The 15038-nt window shown below is 40.0% G+C and carries 17 protein-coding genes; 7 read left to right on the top strand and 10 right to left on the bottom strand.

Features of this window, described 5'->3' with window-relative positions; genetic code table 11:
* Positions 1 to 125: 125 nt before the first annotated feature.
* Complete coding sequence (pheS, locus tag FTT76_RS02940; RefSeq protein WP_078189575.1) at positions 126 to 1106, bottom strand: phenylalanine--tRNA ligase subunit alpha; 981 nt, start codon at positions 1104 to 1106, stop codon at positions 126 to 128.
* 158 nt (positions 1107 to 1264) lie between these two features.
* Here pheS and FTT76_RS02945 point away from each other — a divergent pair, with 158 nt between their 5' ends.
* Entirely contained in the window at positions 1265 to 2293 is a 1029-nt protein-coding gene (locus FTT76_RS02945) for a hypothetical protein (protein ID WP_180190014.1), read from the top strand.
* A gap of 84 nt (positions 2294 to 2377) precedes the next feature.
* On the opposite strand, the gene FTT76_RS02950 is transcribed toward FTT76_RS02945, so the two are convergent.
* A complete protein-coding gene (locus tag FTT76_RS02950) occupies positions 2378 to 2590 on the bottom strand; it encodes a hypothetical protein (protein WP_111884721.1) in 213 nt (70 codons plus the stop codon).
* 111 nt (positions 2591 to 2701) lie between these two features.
* The gene (locus tag FTT76_RS02955) at positions 2702 to 3253 is read right to left on the bottom strand and encodes an AAA family ATPase (protein WP_180190015.1); all 552 of its coding nucleotides are present in this window, start codon (positions 3251 to 3253) and stop codon (positions 2702 to 2704) included.
* A 574-nt stretch (positions 3254 to 3827) separates the two neighbouring features.
* Here FTT76_RS02955 and FTT76_RS02960 point away from each other — a divergent pair.
* Positions 3828 to 4970 carry a hypothetical protein gene (locus tag FTT76_RS02960; protein ID WP_180011779.1) on the top strand — a complete coding sequence of 381 codons (1143 nt, stop codon included), beginning with the start codon at positions 3828 to 3830 and terminating at the stop codon, positions 4968 to 4970.
* A 77-nt stretch (positions 4971 to 5047) separates the two neighbouring features.
* Here the strand turns inward: FTT76_RS02960 and rplT are convergent, their stop codons facing one another.
* A complete protein-coding gene (gene rplT / locus FTT76_RS02965; RefSeq protein ID WP_004647525.1) occupies positions 5048 to 5407 on the bottom strand; it encodes a 50S ribosomal protein L20 in 360 nt (119 codons plus the stop codon).
* A gap of 11 nt (positions 5408 to 5418) precedes the next feature.
* A complete protein-coding gene (gene rpmI, locus FTT76_RS02970) occupies positions 5419 to 5613 on the bottom strand; it encodes a 50S ribosomal protein L35 (RefSeq protein WP_065994397.1) in 195 nt (64 codons plus the stop codon).
* Between the two features lie 223 nt (positions 5614 to 5836).
* On the opposite strand from rpmI, the gene FTT76_RS02975 reads away from it, so the two are divergent.
* From FTT76_RS02975 to FTT76_RS02985, 3 genes are all read left to right on the top strand, one after another.
* The gene (locus tag FTT76_RS02975; RefSeq protein ID WP_180190125.1) at positions 5837 to 7090 is read left to right on the top strand and encodes an MFS transporter; all 1254 of its coding nucleotides are present in this window, start codon (positions 5837 to 5839) and stop codon (positions 7088 to 7090) included.
* A gap of 104 nt (positions 7091 to 7194) precedes the next feature.
* Positions 7195 to 7929 (top strand): energy transducer TonB, encoded by a 735-nt coding sequence (locus FTT76_RS02980; RefSeq protein ID WP_180190016.1) that lies wholly within the window; start codon positions 7195 to 7197, stop codon positions 7927 to 7929.
* A 60-nt stretch (positions 7930 to 7989) separates the two neighbouring features.
* On the top strand, positions 7990 to 8736 hold the full coding sequence (locus tag FTT76_RS02985; protein WP_180190017.1) for an energy transducer TonB: 747 nt from the start codon (positions 7990 to 7992) through the stop codon (positions 8734 to 8736).
* Here the strand turns inward: FTT76_RS02985 and FTT76_RS02990 are convergent.
* Entirely contained in the window at positions 8724 to 9152 is a 429-nt protein-coding gene (locus FTT76_RS02990) for a YqaA family protein (RefSeq protein ID WP_111884728.1), read from the bottom strand. The genes FTT76_RS02985 and FTT76_RS02990 overlap by 13 nt on opposite strands.
* A gap of 12 nt (positions 9153 to 9164) precedes the next feature.
* Positions 9165 to 9449: a hypothetical protein gene (locus FTT76_RS02995; protein WP_078192639.1), complete on the bottom strand. Its 285-nt coding sequence runs from the start codon at positions 9447 to 9449 to the stop codon at positions 9165 to 9167.
* Positions 9450 to 9660: 211 nt separating this feature from the next.
* Between FTT76_RS02995 and FTT76_RS03000 the strand changes: the two genes are divergently transcribed.
* Positions 9661 to 10044 (top strand): energy transducer TonB, encoded by a 384-nt coding sequence (locus tag FTT76_RS03000; protein ID WP_180190018.1) that lies wholly within the window; start codon positions 9661 to 9663, stop codon positions 10042 to 10044.
* 28 nt (positions 10045 to 10072) lie between these two features.
* Here FTT76_RS03000 and FTT76_RS03005 read toward each other — a convergent pair whose 3' ends face one another.
* Positions 10073 to 10690 carry a glutathione S-transferase N-terminal domain-containing protein gene (locus tag FTT76_RS03005; RefSeq protein ID WP_180190019.1) on the bottom strand — a complete coding sequence of 206 codons (618 nt, stop codon included), beginning with the start codon at positions 10688 to 10690 and terminating at the stop codon, positions 10073 to 10075.
* Between the two features lie 315 nt (positions 10691 to 11005).
* On the opposite strand from FTT76_RS03005, the gene FTT76_RS03010 reads away from it, so the two are divergent.
* A complete protein-coding gene (locus FTT76_RS03010) occupies positions 11006 to 11467 on the top strand; it encodes an Hsp20 family protein (protein ID WP_168378471.1) in 462 nt (153 codons plus the stop codon).
* Positions 11468 to 12167: 700 nt separating this feature from the next.
* Here the strand turns inward: FTT76_RS03010 and infC are convergent.
* Entirely contained in the window at positions 12168 to 12716 is a 549-nt protein-coding gene (infC, locus tag FTT76_RS03015; RefSeq protein ID WP_078192643.1) for a translation initiation factor IF-3, read from the bottom strand.
* Between the two features lie 5 nt (positions 12717 to 12721).
* On the bottom strand, positions 12722 to 14644 hold the full coding sequence (gene thrS, locus FTT76_RS03020) for a threonine--tRNA ligase (RefSeq protein WP_078189589.1): 1923 nt from the start codon (positions 14642 to 14644) through the stop codon (positions 12722 to 12724).
* Positions 14645 to 15038 lie beyond the last annotated feature (394 nt).

Here is a 15038-nt window from a genome sequence, read left to right on the forward strand (position 1 = left end):
AAAAACCTATTAATTCTAAATTTCTAATCCCCTCTAGCGCCCCTTTAAAGAAAGAGGACGAACCCTAAGTCATGATGGACACCCCCTCTCCTTTTAGGAGAGGTTAGGGAGAGGTATAAAACTGTTTAAGCAAATTGGCGTAAGAAACGCACATCATTTTGGTAGAACATACGCAGGTCATTAATGCCGTAACGCAACATGGCAAAACGCTCTACACCTAAACCGAAGGCAAAGCCTTTGTATTTTTCTGGGTCGATGCCAGCGGCTTGTAAAACGTTTGGATGCACCATACCGCAGCCCAAAACTTCCAACCATTTACCACGTTCATCCATGATATCCACTTCCGCACTTGGCTCTGTAAATGGGAAATAAGATGGACGGAAACGTACTTTCAAATCTTTTTCAAAGAATTCATTTAGCAAGTTCACCAACAAACCTTTAAGTTCTGCAAAGCTAGTGTTTTCAGCCACATACAGACCTTCGATTTGATGGAACATTGGAGAATGCGTTTGGTCCGAGTCACAGCGATACACACGACCAGGACACACAATACGGATTGGTGGCTGACTCGTTTCCATGGTACGAATTTGCACGCCTGAGGTATGCGTACGAAGTAAATGATTCGCATCAAAATAGAAAGTGTCGTGCATCGCACGTGCAGGGTGATGACCCGGAATGTTCAATGCTTCAAAGTTGTGATAATCATCTTCAACTTCAGGACCAGTTGCAACGGTAAAACCAGCTTTGGTAAAGAATTGGCAAATACGTTCTTGAACTTGAGTCACAGGGTGAATACTACCGACCGTTTGACCACGGCCGGGTAAAGTAATATCAATCGTTTCGCTAGCAAGCTTTTGTTCTAATGCAGCTTTTTGTAATTCAGCTTGACGAGCAGTCAGTGCGCCAGTAATCGATTCACGAACGGCATGAATTTGAGCACCAAAAACTTTACGTTCTTCTGGGTCCATTTTACCGAGCGACTTCGATTGTTCCGCGAGCTGGCTTTTCTTCCCTGTAAATTGCACTCGCACTTGGTCGAGTGTAGCAAGGTCCTCTGCTGCTGCAATCGCAGCGAGCGCTTCAGTGGTCAGGGCTTCCAGTGACATAGTAACTCTCAAAGCAACAATTTAAAAAATAATATAAACCCCTTATTCTAACAGTTTTTAGCCGTTATGATGAAGCGCATTCACAAGTTAAAATTGCATTAGCATCAAGTTTTAAAAAAAGTATAAGATAAACACAATATCAATGGGATCCAATCTTTATGGCACTCGATCCAATCTGGAAACAACAGCTCACACTCGTCACTTATGGCAATGAATTTCTCAACCAAGGTTTGAGTTTTCAACGTTGGTTGAATCACCACATTTTTGATCAGCACAGTTTCCATTTTCGTGATTTGCTATCACAGCATTTATTGGCTCAACATTTCCAAATTTGGCTAGAAGGCTTAAAAAAACAAGGGGTACAACGCTTAAGTTTACATAGCTCCAGCTTGCTGAATGATGAACAAAATCCGAATGCTAACGTTGAACTTCTTCCCTTTGCCCATTTTATTGTAAGCCACGAAAAAAATAAAAAGCAGGCATGGATTTTTGGTAAAGAACTTGCCGAGTGGTATAACGCAGAAAATGACTATGAAGCACCGGCATCCCAACAACTGCAAATTCGTCGAGAAACCTTTTGGCGCTATGAGCTGAACCATAAACTCATTAAACGCATCGAAGCAGATATGCAGTTACCAAAATGGGATGATATTCATAACTTCACTGAAGCAGAATTATTTTTACAAAAACCTGCGGAAGGTTTTATTGAGCCGGAGGTGTTAGGCACACCTTATTATGGTACGCAGCCCGATCTAAGCAGCGAATCGAATGAATCCGCAAAACTCGCACTCTTGCCAACGGATGCACAAGCGGATTTTGCACATGACAGCTTACATCGCTTAGATGCATTAAACCGCCACATTCAGTCTAAAATTCAGCATCCCTATCATGCAGATGGCAGCATCTACACACCTGAAGAACAGTTAAATTTGCGCCATTTTGCTCAAAAAACTGAAGATTTAACGGCTAAATTTATCGTAAAAGTCGCCAATCACTATAAAACTGCACGTTTAACTCCTGTGGTTGAAAGCTCTCCTCTGGATGGATTTAAAACTGAGGATAGAAAATCAAATCCTCAGCATGCACACCCGGCTAACTCGCCTCATAAACCCGGTGCAGGAGGAGTGATTACCTTAGTTATTATTACGGTAGTGATTTGCTTATTGGCTTATTACTTCGGACTTTAACTGTATAAATGTGATCAACACTAAAAAGCCCTTCTCATGGAAGGGCTTTTTTATGAACATGCTTATGTATGAATGACCTCAAAATTATGAGGTCGTTAAATAATTAAACGGACGAATTTCTAATCGAACGCGATGCTGATCGGCATGTTGATTAATATAATGACTGACCGAGACTACTTCACCCTCAAGCTCTGCGTCTGCACCATACATGATTTTGACTGCCTCACCTTTGCGGGGAATCATTTCGAGCTCTACAGTAATGCTACCTTGACCCATACCAACTATTTCAGCCAACATTTTATTTTCCTTTTGTTCTTTTCTATCCATACATTAGGCATGGCGCAAAGCGCGGTATAAAGATTATTTCTGTAACTTAACTGCACTTTTTTATTGATAAAACATCAAAACTTAAACATCAAAAACATAAGAGTCCAATTGTTCTAAAAATGCATCAACTGCATTTGCAGACTTTAAACGAATCCATTGAATATGTTGATATTCAGGTGCATTCATCATCTGTAGATATTTTTCACGATTCGTTTTATGGGTCTTAATCATCCACCAGACAATGGAATCTCGACCAAACATCCGCCAGAAACTTTCCTGATTATTTGAATCTGGCCAAAGATCTTGTTTGGACTTAGCCCGAGAAATTGCGCGCTTTACAGAGCGGTATAGATTGACTGGAAACGGAAGGTCTAACCATATCACCGTATCTATTTCAGACCATTTAACAGGAATCGCCCGAGTATAATTGCCATCAATAACATAACCATTTTTTGCTTTGGCAATTTCAGCTTCGATACGTGCAAAAAAGATTTCGTCAGGACACTCCTGCCAATCATCCAGCCAAAATAGGTTATCCAGTTCAATATAATGTAACCCTAATTTTTCCGCCAAAGCTCTGGAAAAGGTTGATTTTCCAGTGGCCGATGTACCGACTACATTTATTCTTTTCATTGTCATGATGATCTACTTGAGTCTGGTGAATCTACTCCAAGATAACAGCATTGGATCTGTAGGTTAACTTTTATTCTTCATGATAATCCAAAAGATCTGCATCGATATTGATAAAGTCAGGTTCAATTGCAGTATAAAAACACACTTTTCACAGACTATATTGATCCAATAATTTTTCAGTTGGTATTTATCCATTCATTTATGGCCGTCCCCCCTATCTGCACGCCTTATAAAAAAAACAGATTCTAGCTGTCCCCAGATGAATGAATTAATTCTGCCCGCAATTATGATGAACATGCGCAATATAAATACCTTCCCGTTCTGAGCGAAAAGCGCCGTGTGCATGTGCGGGCCTTCAACTGAGCATTAAACAAACCGGCCAGGCAACAAGATCGAAGCTAAACATTGAAATCACGACATAATACGCAGAAACCGTGGCTCGGGGCGCAGCACCTACCTAGCCTATTCATTTTCAGATATAATTTAGCGCTAAGCATCGATCAAATATTCAAAATTTAAATATAGTAACCAAACACTTAAATATAAAATTTCAACATAATTATTATGAGACTTTATGAAAACAGAATTTGACATTTATGCTAAAAAACCGCTGATTTCATGGCCAACAATTTTAATGCTTATTTTACTAGGCATTGCGATGGTCTTTATTATACCTTTTTTCAAATGGTTTAGAGATCAAGCTCAACCGCTTAACGTCAGCATAGTGATTGAATACCTGCAATTCACCCTAAAAAATTTCCCGATTTACAAGCTGCAAGCCGATCATGCCCAGCTGATCCTGCTCTACATCGTATCTATAATTGTCATTGATTACTTAAAAACGCAGATTAAACTGGTCATTACGCCTGATAAAATTTATTACCGCTTGTGGAAAATACCTCTCAGCACATTCATTCAGCGGCAGGAGGTAGAATACTGTCAATTTGCCATTCTTGGTATAAAACGCCCAAAACGGATCTCATGGCTGCAGCGTCCTATTTATCAGACTGCCAACAAAGAAAATCCACAGCTTTTATTCTTCCCCCTTAAAAATGTTCAATCTCAACTGCACCTTGCATGCTTAAGTGAACATGAAAAAGGGCAGCTGATTCAAATACTCAAACAATATTATAATTTTCAGGATGAGATTGCGGCGCTGACGCTTTCTCAAGAAGATCTGCAAAATTTAATTCTGCAAACCAAGATCAGCCCGCGGATCGCCTACCTGATTATCGGCAGCGTTCCTATTGGTATTTTGGGCTTATATTTAAACGCGCAAGCGCAGTTCTTTTACATTTCCAATTATCCGGTTTTGCTGTGTTTGGCCATTATTTTTCTGCTGATTTTCATTCCAAGCGTATTGTGGATACAAAAAGATATTCCCAAAATGGCGTTTACAGGAAGCGTGCTGTCCAGTACATTTTTAACGCTGAGCCTGAGCTTTTTTCTAATGCCGGTATTGCATAGTTATTATGCTTTGCATTTTGGCACTCATAAAATGACCGATGCGCAATTACTCTCAATGGATGCAGATGGTCAGAAATGGTTGTTATTAGACAACCAGCAAACTTTTCATATTTTACCCAAAACACCTTTCTACAACACGCACTTTAAAATAAATGCAATTTATGAATTTCCCATTTATTATCATTGGCATAACTATCATTTTCAGCACCGAGACCTTGCTTATGTCCAGCTTAAAACAAAAACCGATTAATATTGGTTAAGCTTACATAAGAATTTAAAGCCCAAAAAAAGACCGCTAAAAGCGGTCCCTTTTTAAGTCATAAAGACTTATGCAGCTAATGCATCTTTAGCTTTAGAAGCTAAAGCAGCAAACGCAACTGCGTCATGCATAGCGATGTCAGCAAGTACGCGACGGTCGATAATCACTTGAGCTTTTTTCAAGCCAGCGATCATACGGCTGTACGACAAACCATTTTGACGAGCACCGGCATTGATACGCGCAATCCATAGAGCACGGAATTGACGTTTCTTTTGACGACGGTCACGGTAAGCATATTGACCTGCTTTGATTACTGCTTGGAACGCTACGCGATATACGCGTGAACGAGCGCCGTAGTAACCTTTAGCACGAGCAAGAATTTTTTTATGACGGCGATGAGCCTGTACACCACGTTTAACACGAGCCATTTATAATCTCCTTAGATGTATGGGCACATACGGCGAACTGAAGCAACGTCACTTACGTGAACCATTACACAGCCGCGTAATTGACGGATACGCTTAGCAGATTTTTTGGTCAAAATGTGTCGTTTGAACGCTTGGTGACGTTTAAAACCGTTTGCAGTTGGCTTGAAGCGTTTAGCTGCACCACGGCGAGTTTTCATCTTAGGCATAAGAACCTCTTTTGAACACCTGTTCGGCACGTCTGCACCATTGCAAAGACGCCCTGCAGGTAAGGGAGCGAGTATTCTAAAGCATCTTTGCTCAAAACAAAAGCGAATCTTTCTACCGAATATCGAACTTAATTAATTTTCTGATATAGATTTTCCGATGATTTTATAAGCGATGCCCAATAAGGCTTATATAATGTCGGCACGCCAACTATTAATGTCCATTATGAAACCTGCACAGGATGCTTTTGCAGCCCTACGTTATCGGGATTTCTCGATTGTTACGCTTAATCAATTTTGTCTGACCTTAGCCATTTTGATTCAAGAAATTATTGTTGCTTACTCACTGTATCAAATCACTAAAGACCCGCTAACACTGGGCTTAATTGGTTTAGCTGAAGCAATTCCTTTTATTGCTCTCTCTTTGTGGGGAGGATACTTTGCAGATCGTTTCAATAAACAGACCATTATGAAAATTTGTCTGTTTTTTTCTGTACCTATGCCACTAATTCTTTGGGGGTTATTTCACCAATATGGTCTCGGCCAAATTGATGTCACCCAACTGTCTTGGGGAATTTATGCGGTCATTTTTGGGCTTGGAACGATCCGTGGTTTCTATAATCCCTCGGCAACGTCGCTTAAACCTTTTTTAATCCCGCGGGAGCTCTATGCCAATGGTGCAACATGGACAACGATTGGTTGGCAAAGTGGGGTGATTATTGGGCCAATGCTTGGCGGTTTTATGTTGGCATTTTTAGGCCGTGAAACCAGCTTACTCAGTGTTGCGGCGCTACTAACGGTCTGCTTCGTTCTCATTAACCTACTCAATAAACGCAGTTTTCCTAAAATTGAATCTGACAATTTAAAAGATAGTTTAAGTGAAGGTTTTCGATTTATCTGGAAAACCAAAATTGTCCTTTGGGCGATTTCACTCGATTTAGTTTCTGTGCTTTTTGGTGGCGTGATTGCCCTCTTACCGATTTTTGCCGAAGATATTTTAAAAGTGGGGCCTGAAGGTTTAGGCTACTTACGGGCAGCACCGTCTATTGGCGCCCTGATCACCATGATTGCATTGACCAAATTCCCTCCAACTCATCATGCATGGCGTAATATGTTATTGGCTGTAGCGGGTTTTGGTGTATTTACCATTTTATTCGCATTTTCAAGCAATCTTTGGTTATCACTCTTTGCACTGGCAATGACTGGTGCATGTGACAGTGTTTCTGTCGTCGTGCGTCAAACGATTTTACAGCTCTATCCACCTGAAAATATGCGTGGCCGTGTAGCCGCGGTCAATGGCATGTTTGTCTCCAGTAGTAATGAACTTGGAGCTTTTGAATCGGGACTTGCAGCAAAATATATAGGTACGATCATGGCGACACTTTTTGGTGGCTGTATGACCATGGCTGTAGTTGCGATCAGTTGGGCAAAAACCCGTGACTTGTTTGGGATCGACATTATCCATCAGTCAAAAAAATAATGGCATATTTTCCATTTAAACCTTGCCAGTATTTCCAATACAGGAAATACTGCGCAGCAATATCGACGCATTCATCACTCACATTGTGATCTTAGAATAGACTTATGAAACAATATCTGTGCTTAACCCTTTTGGCCTGCGCTCCATTTTCTACAGCGTTTAGTGCTTCAACCAAAACCCATCAACTTCCGGCACAGAATATTGAAGTTGCTCCTGCGCATTTAACCACGCGTTTAAATTGGTCGGTTTTTCCAAAACCAGTATATGCCAATGAAGACCTCAAGCAACGTGACCGCGCGGCCATTATTCGTGTCACAGCGAATGCAAAAGGTACAATTACCGATGCAAGTGTTGAAGAAAGTACAGGGGTCGATCAACTCGACCGAATCTTAATTGCTGCTGTCAAAAAAGCTAAAGTCAAGCCACATTTAGAAAATGGTGAATCCAAAGCCATTATTGGCTATCAAGCGTTTAATTTGAGAGTTAAAGGCAATACGCCTGAATGTGATTTCAACTTTGATTCAAAAGTTTGGAATGCACAAAGTGCAAATAAGAAAACGCCATTCCAATATGTATCTCAACCAAAATTAGATCTCACTAGTCATGAGTTGAAACAGCACGATCGTAAAGTCAAATTTAACTTTAAAGTGGACAAACACGGACAAGTGAAAAAGGTGAAGATCAAGCAAGGCTCTGGCATTTATGCACTCGATCAGAAAGTCGTTGAAGCACTAAGAAATAGTCAGATCTCGGTTAAACGTACTGCGAGCACCCTTTGGATCTATAAAAAGTCGAACTTTAAAGATGAAATTCAATTTAAAGTGAATGGCTGCTCATAATCTCAATTTTTAGCGGCACTAAAATAATGCATTGGCGTGCCGCGCACTGATGGAATGACTATGTTGAAACAATATACAGCAATAGGTCTAATGCTCTGTGCAAGCACAGTGATGTGCTCGCAGTATGCTGCCGCTGAGACTGCGCCCGCCAGCGAAGTAAAAATATTGCAAGACAGACCTGTCAGCTGGATGCGCGCACCCAAAGTTAAATTTGAGCCAGGAGATCTGGAAGGACGCCCTAGATTTGTCAATGTCGCAATTGATGCAGACAACTCGGGCAACATAACCGCAGTCAAAATCATCACCAGTTCAGGCTTGCCAGATTTGGATGATATGGTCATTAACGCGGTAAAAAAGGCACGCTTCAGGCCTTATATAGATTCGGGCATCAGCTATCCCTTCCGAGCGACGCAGCCATTTGAATTTAATGCTGATGACTATTCATCGACACGTAAAACACCAAAAAGAAAGCCCATCAAAACCTGCTGGGCTGATTTTGAGCCCGAGGGCTTGCAGCTCCAACAGTCTGGCCAACATAGAACATTTCAATACAAAGACGTCCCCGCAATGAAGCTGCCGATGACGGAATCTGAAGCAAAACAATTCAGCATAGATTTTAGTTTTAGCGTAGATCGTAAGAACCAAATTTCCGATATTCGTTTAATACAAAGTCCAAGTGATCCAATTGCCCGCTTGCTATTAAAGAAATTTGAACTGGCAAAAATCGAAGCGCCACGTAAGTTTTATCAGATCTTTAAAATTCAATTTAAAGAGCGCATTCAGCTGAAAAATATTCAATGTAATTGAAAAAATAGCCCGTAGATAAACAGATAACGTCCAATTTTGGCGATACTGACCAGTGTGAAAAATCGCCAGAAGTTTTCTTTCATTAAACCCGCGATTAAAGTAATTGGGTCTCCAATAATCGGCAGCCAACTCAGTAGCAAAGACCAATAACCATATTTGTGATAAATACCCTGTGCCTGCTGCATTTTCAGCTCTGACACGGGAAACCATGTTTTATTTTTATAATGTTCTACTTTTAAACCGAGCCACCAATTCACACAAGAACCGAGAATATTACCAATGCTGGCCACCACAATCAGCAGCCATGGATTATGTTGACCATAGCTCAACAAGCCGAGCAATACGGCTTCGGACTGTAAAGGAAGTAAGGTCGCAGCCCCAAATGCCGCGAAGAATAAAACTAAAAACGACCACATCGAAACGAATGCTTAGAGACCTAATTTTTTCTTCGACTTCAAATATTCAAAATTTGACCAAAGCACTGCTGCAACAATTACAACGATTCTCGACCATTTATATTGTGAAGAAATCGGTTCAATCGCAGCTCGCATCAAGTTTTGATCTTTGGTATGTAAATCTGCAAGAATATTTTGAACATGCACAATTTCAGCGACAAATAGCACTAAGCAGCCTGCAATACCAAAAATAATACTCCAATAGATTCTTGGGTTATTTTCAACAATACGGGTAAAATTTAAGAAAAAGTCTTTCATCGCAAAATCGTCCAACTAAGCCGTCAACAACGCGTTCTTTTCGGCAGCGCCGCATTCTAACACAGCGTTAGAATTTTCTTCCGTCCTATCTAAAATCTTAAGGTGAGTCTTTCCGCACTTTACTTTTATACATGAGACTTCTAATCTGCCACGCAAATATTGAATAATTTTAACTCACTTTATGAAAAAAATTCTTTGCTTAAGTTTTATTGTGTTATTACAAATTTTGACCGCTTTATATGCACAAAGTCCTTCTGAAGTTGCCAAACAACACGTGATTACACAAGATCAAATGATTTGGCAAAAGCGACCTATCTTTAACTTCAACAATGACGATCTGGGCAATCAAAATCGTGACCTTAGTTTTAAATTGTATGTTTTAGCCACTGGCGAAGTTAAAAAAGCTGAATTAATCAAAAGCTCTGGACTCACGCACATTGATAAGCGGGTTGAACAGTCACTTTTACGTGCCAAGTTCAAACCTTATATCGAAAATGGTGTAGCCTCCCCCTTTGTTGCCGTACAGCCCTTCTCACTCAAGCCCCTGAAAGAAAACCAAAGACCTTGGTGGAAAAAGCTTCTATTTATTTCATAAAAAAAAAGCATGTTTCCATGCTCTTTTTTTAAACGTGTATTGCTAAGGCTTTTTGTACCGCTGGACGGGCCGTCAGTCGATCGATATAGTCTTTCACGTATGGATAATCTTCCAACTGAATTTGCTGCCATTCATGACGCAGTGCCCAAGGCAGAATAGCCATATCTGCAATCGAATACTCTCCAGCCACAAATTTTTGACCAATCAACTGATGGTTCAAAACTTTATATAAGCGTTTAGATTCATTTACATAACGTTCAATTGCATACGGAATACGTTCAGGTGCAAAACGACTAAAATGATGATTTTGTCCTAACATGGGCCCAAAACCACCCATTTGCCACATCAACCATTGTTCAACTTCAACGCGCTCAAACTCATCTTCTGGATAAAACAAACCTGTTTTACGTCCAAGATATTGCAGAATCGCACCAGACTCAAAAACTGAAATTGACTCTCCTCGTGGGCCATTCTGATCCACGATTGCAGGGATTTTATTGTTCGGAGAAATTCTCAAAAAGTCTGGCTGAAATTGATCATTTTCCAAGATATTAATCGGAAAAATTTGGTATTCCAAACCCATTTCTTCTAAAGCGATGGTAATTTTATGTCCATTGGGTGTACCCCAATAGTAGAGATCAATCATCTATATTCCTTTTTAATTTTCAGTAAGGCAATCTCATTTTGCTTTATGTATAACATGTTTAATCCAGTGAAAGCTTGTCAGTTTTTCTGCAAAGTAACGTTAAAATGTGAATTATCACTTTGCTTTTAAAATCACTTAAGGTACAAAAATTCAAAAAATATAATTTTTTTATAAAAATCCCTTGAAAAAAATCAGCACAGACCGATATTGATACATGTACAAGGATCAAACGATCTTGTTAGTGAACAGTGGATGCCAAGCATCACTGAACATTTCTTATTGTTACAACTTTGCTTATTAAAGAGAGTTCTAATTATGAGTAGTTTAAATCTTAACCCACTTTTCCGTCGTAGCATTGGTTTTGATCGTTTCAACGATTTATTTGATTATGCCATGCAAAGCGACACACCAAATTACCCGCCATACAATATTGAAAAAACGGCTGAAAATAGCTATCGCATTGTGGTGGCAACCGCAGGTTTTACAGAAGATGAACTTTCGCTAAACTTAGAAAATCAAGTGCTAAGCATTTCAGGTAAACCAACTGAAGCGCAAGATACAACTGTGGAATTCCTGCATAAAGGCATTGCTCGTCGTACATTTAAACTGTCTTTACGCTTAGATGAACATATAGAAGTGCAACAAGCCCTATATGAAAATGGTTTATTGACAGTGGACTTACAGCGTATTATTCCTGAAGAAAAACTACCACGCCAAATTCCAATTGGCAAAAAGGCATTGATAGAAAGTCCTGTCCAAGAAAATAGCGCTGAGTAAACCCTCATAAAAAAAGACCCTTCGGGGTCTTTTTTTTGAAAAAATAGTTAAATTCGTAACATGATAAAAAAGAATTAAAATCATCCCATCTCAAAAATATAGTGTCTAGATTGCAAATTTTATGTTCTGATTTTTTATTCCAAACTAAATACTCCATATAGGTGTTTTTAATGAATCCTTGGTGGGTCTGGCTTACAAGCTGCTCATCTACTCTTTTTAAATTTTGGCGTATCTTGCAAAAAATAATCCTACTCTGTATTACTATCTATTTATATGAAATGTACTTTGTTCTGATTGCTTTTATGACATGGAATATACGACCTAATATTACCAAGATGAAAATCTATTGGAGGGTACTGAAAACCCCTATTTCACGGCCTGTTTTATGTAAATAGATCTCACATAGTTAGCTCAATAAAAAGCTTTGCTCACTTTATACCTACATTAAAACTAAATTAAAGCATTTCAAAACGTCTGAATCGAAACAACGATTGAATATCAATTAAAATATAATCAAATTTGTCTTTCTTAAAGAAACTTACTTAATACTCTCAGACATAAGTTCGCATTCATGAATTTTGCTCTATTTTCCAATCAATACGCAGCAAAAATTATTTGTGCCCTTGAACATCATTGAGATTAAAAACCAAAATATAGGCAAAAAAAAGCACTGCAAATGCAGTGCTTTTTTAATGGATACTTACTTTTTCTTTTTAGGACCAAGTAGCATACCCATTTGACGGCCTTCCATTTTTGGTGTTTGTTCAACAACACCATAGTCAACCACGTCAGCTTCAATTTTTTGCAATTGAGCCAAACCTAACTGTTGGTGTGCCATTTCACGACCACGGAAACGAAGCGTGATTTTTACCTTATTGCCTTCTTCAAGGAACTTGATAATGGCACGTAGTTTAACGTTGTAGTCACCAACATCAGTACCAGGGCGTAGCTTGATTTCTTTCACCTGTACTTGATGTTGTTTTTTCTTCGCTTCTTTTTGCTTTTGTTTTAGATCAAACAAATGCTTGTTGAAATCCATGATTTTGCAGACTGGTGGCTCAGCATTGGCAACGATCTCAACAAGGTCAAGATCTACTGCTTCTGCAGCACGCAAAGCGTCAGCAAGAGATACAATCCCTTTTTGCTCGCCATTTTCGTCTACTAGACGGACTTCTTTTGCACGAATTTCATCATTCAAGGCAGGACGGTTTGACTTTCCGCCCTGTTGATTACGGTCAGGCTGTTTAATCGCTTTTACTCCACAATGTACCGGCCGCGTTCGGCTACGGCTGCTTTTACTAGGTCAACGAATGCATCAATTGACATAGTACCCAAATTTTTTCCAGAGCGAGTACGGACGTTTACAGTACCTTCCTCAACTTCACGGTCCCCAAGAACCAATAAGTAAGGAATACGCTCTAAAGTACGTTCACGAATCTTAAAGCCGATTTTCTCATTTCTCAAGTCTGAAATCGCGCGGATACCGCTTTCTTTAAGTTTAGCGACGACTGACTCACATGCTTCAGCTTGTGAATCGGTAATGTTCATCACACATGCTTGAATTGGAGACAACCAAGGTGGCATGAAACCAGCATAGTGTTCAATAAGTATACCAATAAAACGCTCGAAACTGCCAAGAATTGCACGGTGCAACATTACAGGCTGATCACGGTCGTTATCTTCAGTCACATAAGATGCGTCAAGACGTTCTGGTAAGTTAAAGTCACATTGAATTGTACCGCACTGCCATACACGACCTAAGCAGTCTTTGAGTGAGAATTCAATTTTCGGACCGTAGAATGCACCTTCACCCGGTTGAAGTTCCCACTCTAGGCCTGCAGCATCTAAAGCATCTGCTAAAGATTTTTCCGCCATGTCCCAAAGTTTGTCATCACCTACACGTTTTTCTGGACGCGTCGACAATTTCATTTGAACTTCTTCAAAACCAAAGTCTTTATAAACATCTAAAGTCAATTTAATGAAGTCTGCAACTTCAGTACCGATTTGTTCTTTCGTACAGAAGATATGCGCATCATCTTGTGTAAAGCCACGTACACGCATAATACCGTGTAATGAACCCGATGGTTCGTTACGGTGACATGAACCAAACTCAGCTAAACGGATTGGCAGGTCACGGTAAGATTTTAAACCTTGGTTGAAGACTTGCACGTGACATGGGCAGTTCATTGGTTTTACTGCATAGTTACGGTTCTCTGAGTGAGTCGTAAACATGTTTTCAGCATAGTTTGCTGCGTGACCTGATTTTTCCCAAAGCGTGAAATCAACCACTTGCGGTGTACGGATTTCTTGGTAACCATTGGCTTGTTGAACTTTACGCATGTATTGTTCAAGCACTTGGTAAATCGTCCAGCCGTTTGGATGCCAGAACACCATACCCGGCGCTTCTTCTTGCATATGGAACAAGTCTAACGCTTTACCAATTTTACGGTGATCGCGTTTTTCAGCTTCTTCAATACGTTTGATATACGCAGCTAACTGTTTTTTGTCAGCCCAAGCTGTACCGTAAATACGTTGCAGCTGTTCGTTTTTCGCATCACCGCGCCAGTAAGCACCAGAGATTTTAGTCAACTTGAACGATTTTAAGAATTTAGTATTTGGAACGTGCGGACCACGACACATATCCAAGTAGTCTTGATGATAGTACAAGCCCATTTCAGTTTCTTCAGGCATGTCTTCTATCAGACGCAGTTTGTATTCTTCGCCGCGTGCAGTGAACTCTTTGATCACTTCATCACGTGGAGTCATTTTTTTGATGACATCATAGTCTTGGTCGATGAGCTTTTTCATGCGCTCTTCGATTGCTGCCATGTCATCTAAAGTAAACGGACGTGGCATCCAGATGTCATAGTAGAAACCTTCTTCAATGACAGGACCAATGACCATCTTTGCTTCTGGGAACAATTGCTTAACTGCATGACCTACCAAATGCGCACAAGAGTGACGAATGATGTGAATACCATCTTCATCTTTAGGCGTGATAATTTGTAGGCTAGCATCTTCTGTAATTAAATCAGATGCATCAACTAAACGATCGTTTACACGACCCGCAACTGTATTTTTTGCTAGACCAGGACCGATGCTTTGAGCAACTTCCATCACAGACACGGCATGATCAAATTCTTTTTGATCGCCATTAGGCAAAGTGATAATTGGCATATAAAAATCCTTAAGGAGTGATGCCCCGTACAATGGAGCATGTCACCGCGAGATTATGATCGAGGGAGACCCTCAAAAGATAAAAACGGTGGATAAATAAAATTCGACCTAAATTTTACACGCCCTGCCAACTTTAATAAACCTCTAATCCCATAGAAGTTGATTTTTCTGCCGCCTTTTACAAGACTCCTGATAATTCAAACAGATTTCAGCCGAAATGCGCTTTATGCTGTCAACATAATAATCACGTTCTAATTCATAAAATTATTCCGAATTTCGAACACCTATACCCACTGAACTCTCTATGTAGGCAGGTATCATGCAAGCACATTCACTTATATCTTGGTCTAGTTTAAAACCGCTCCAAACCCGCTTATGCCCTTGCAGCCAATGT

Origin of the sequence: Acinetobacter sp. YH01009 (assembly GCF_013420765.1) — a bacterium.
In the GTDB taxonomy this organism is placed as follows: Bacteria; Pseudomonadota; Gammaproteobacteria; order Pseudomonadales; family Moraxellaceae; genus Acinetobacter; species Acinetobacter amyesii.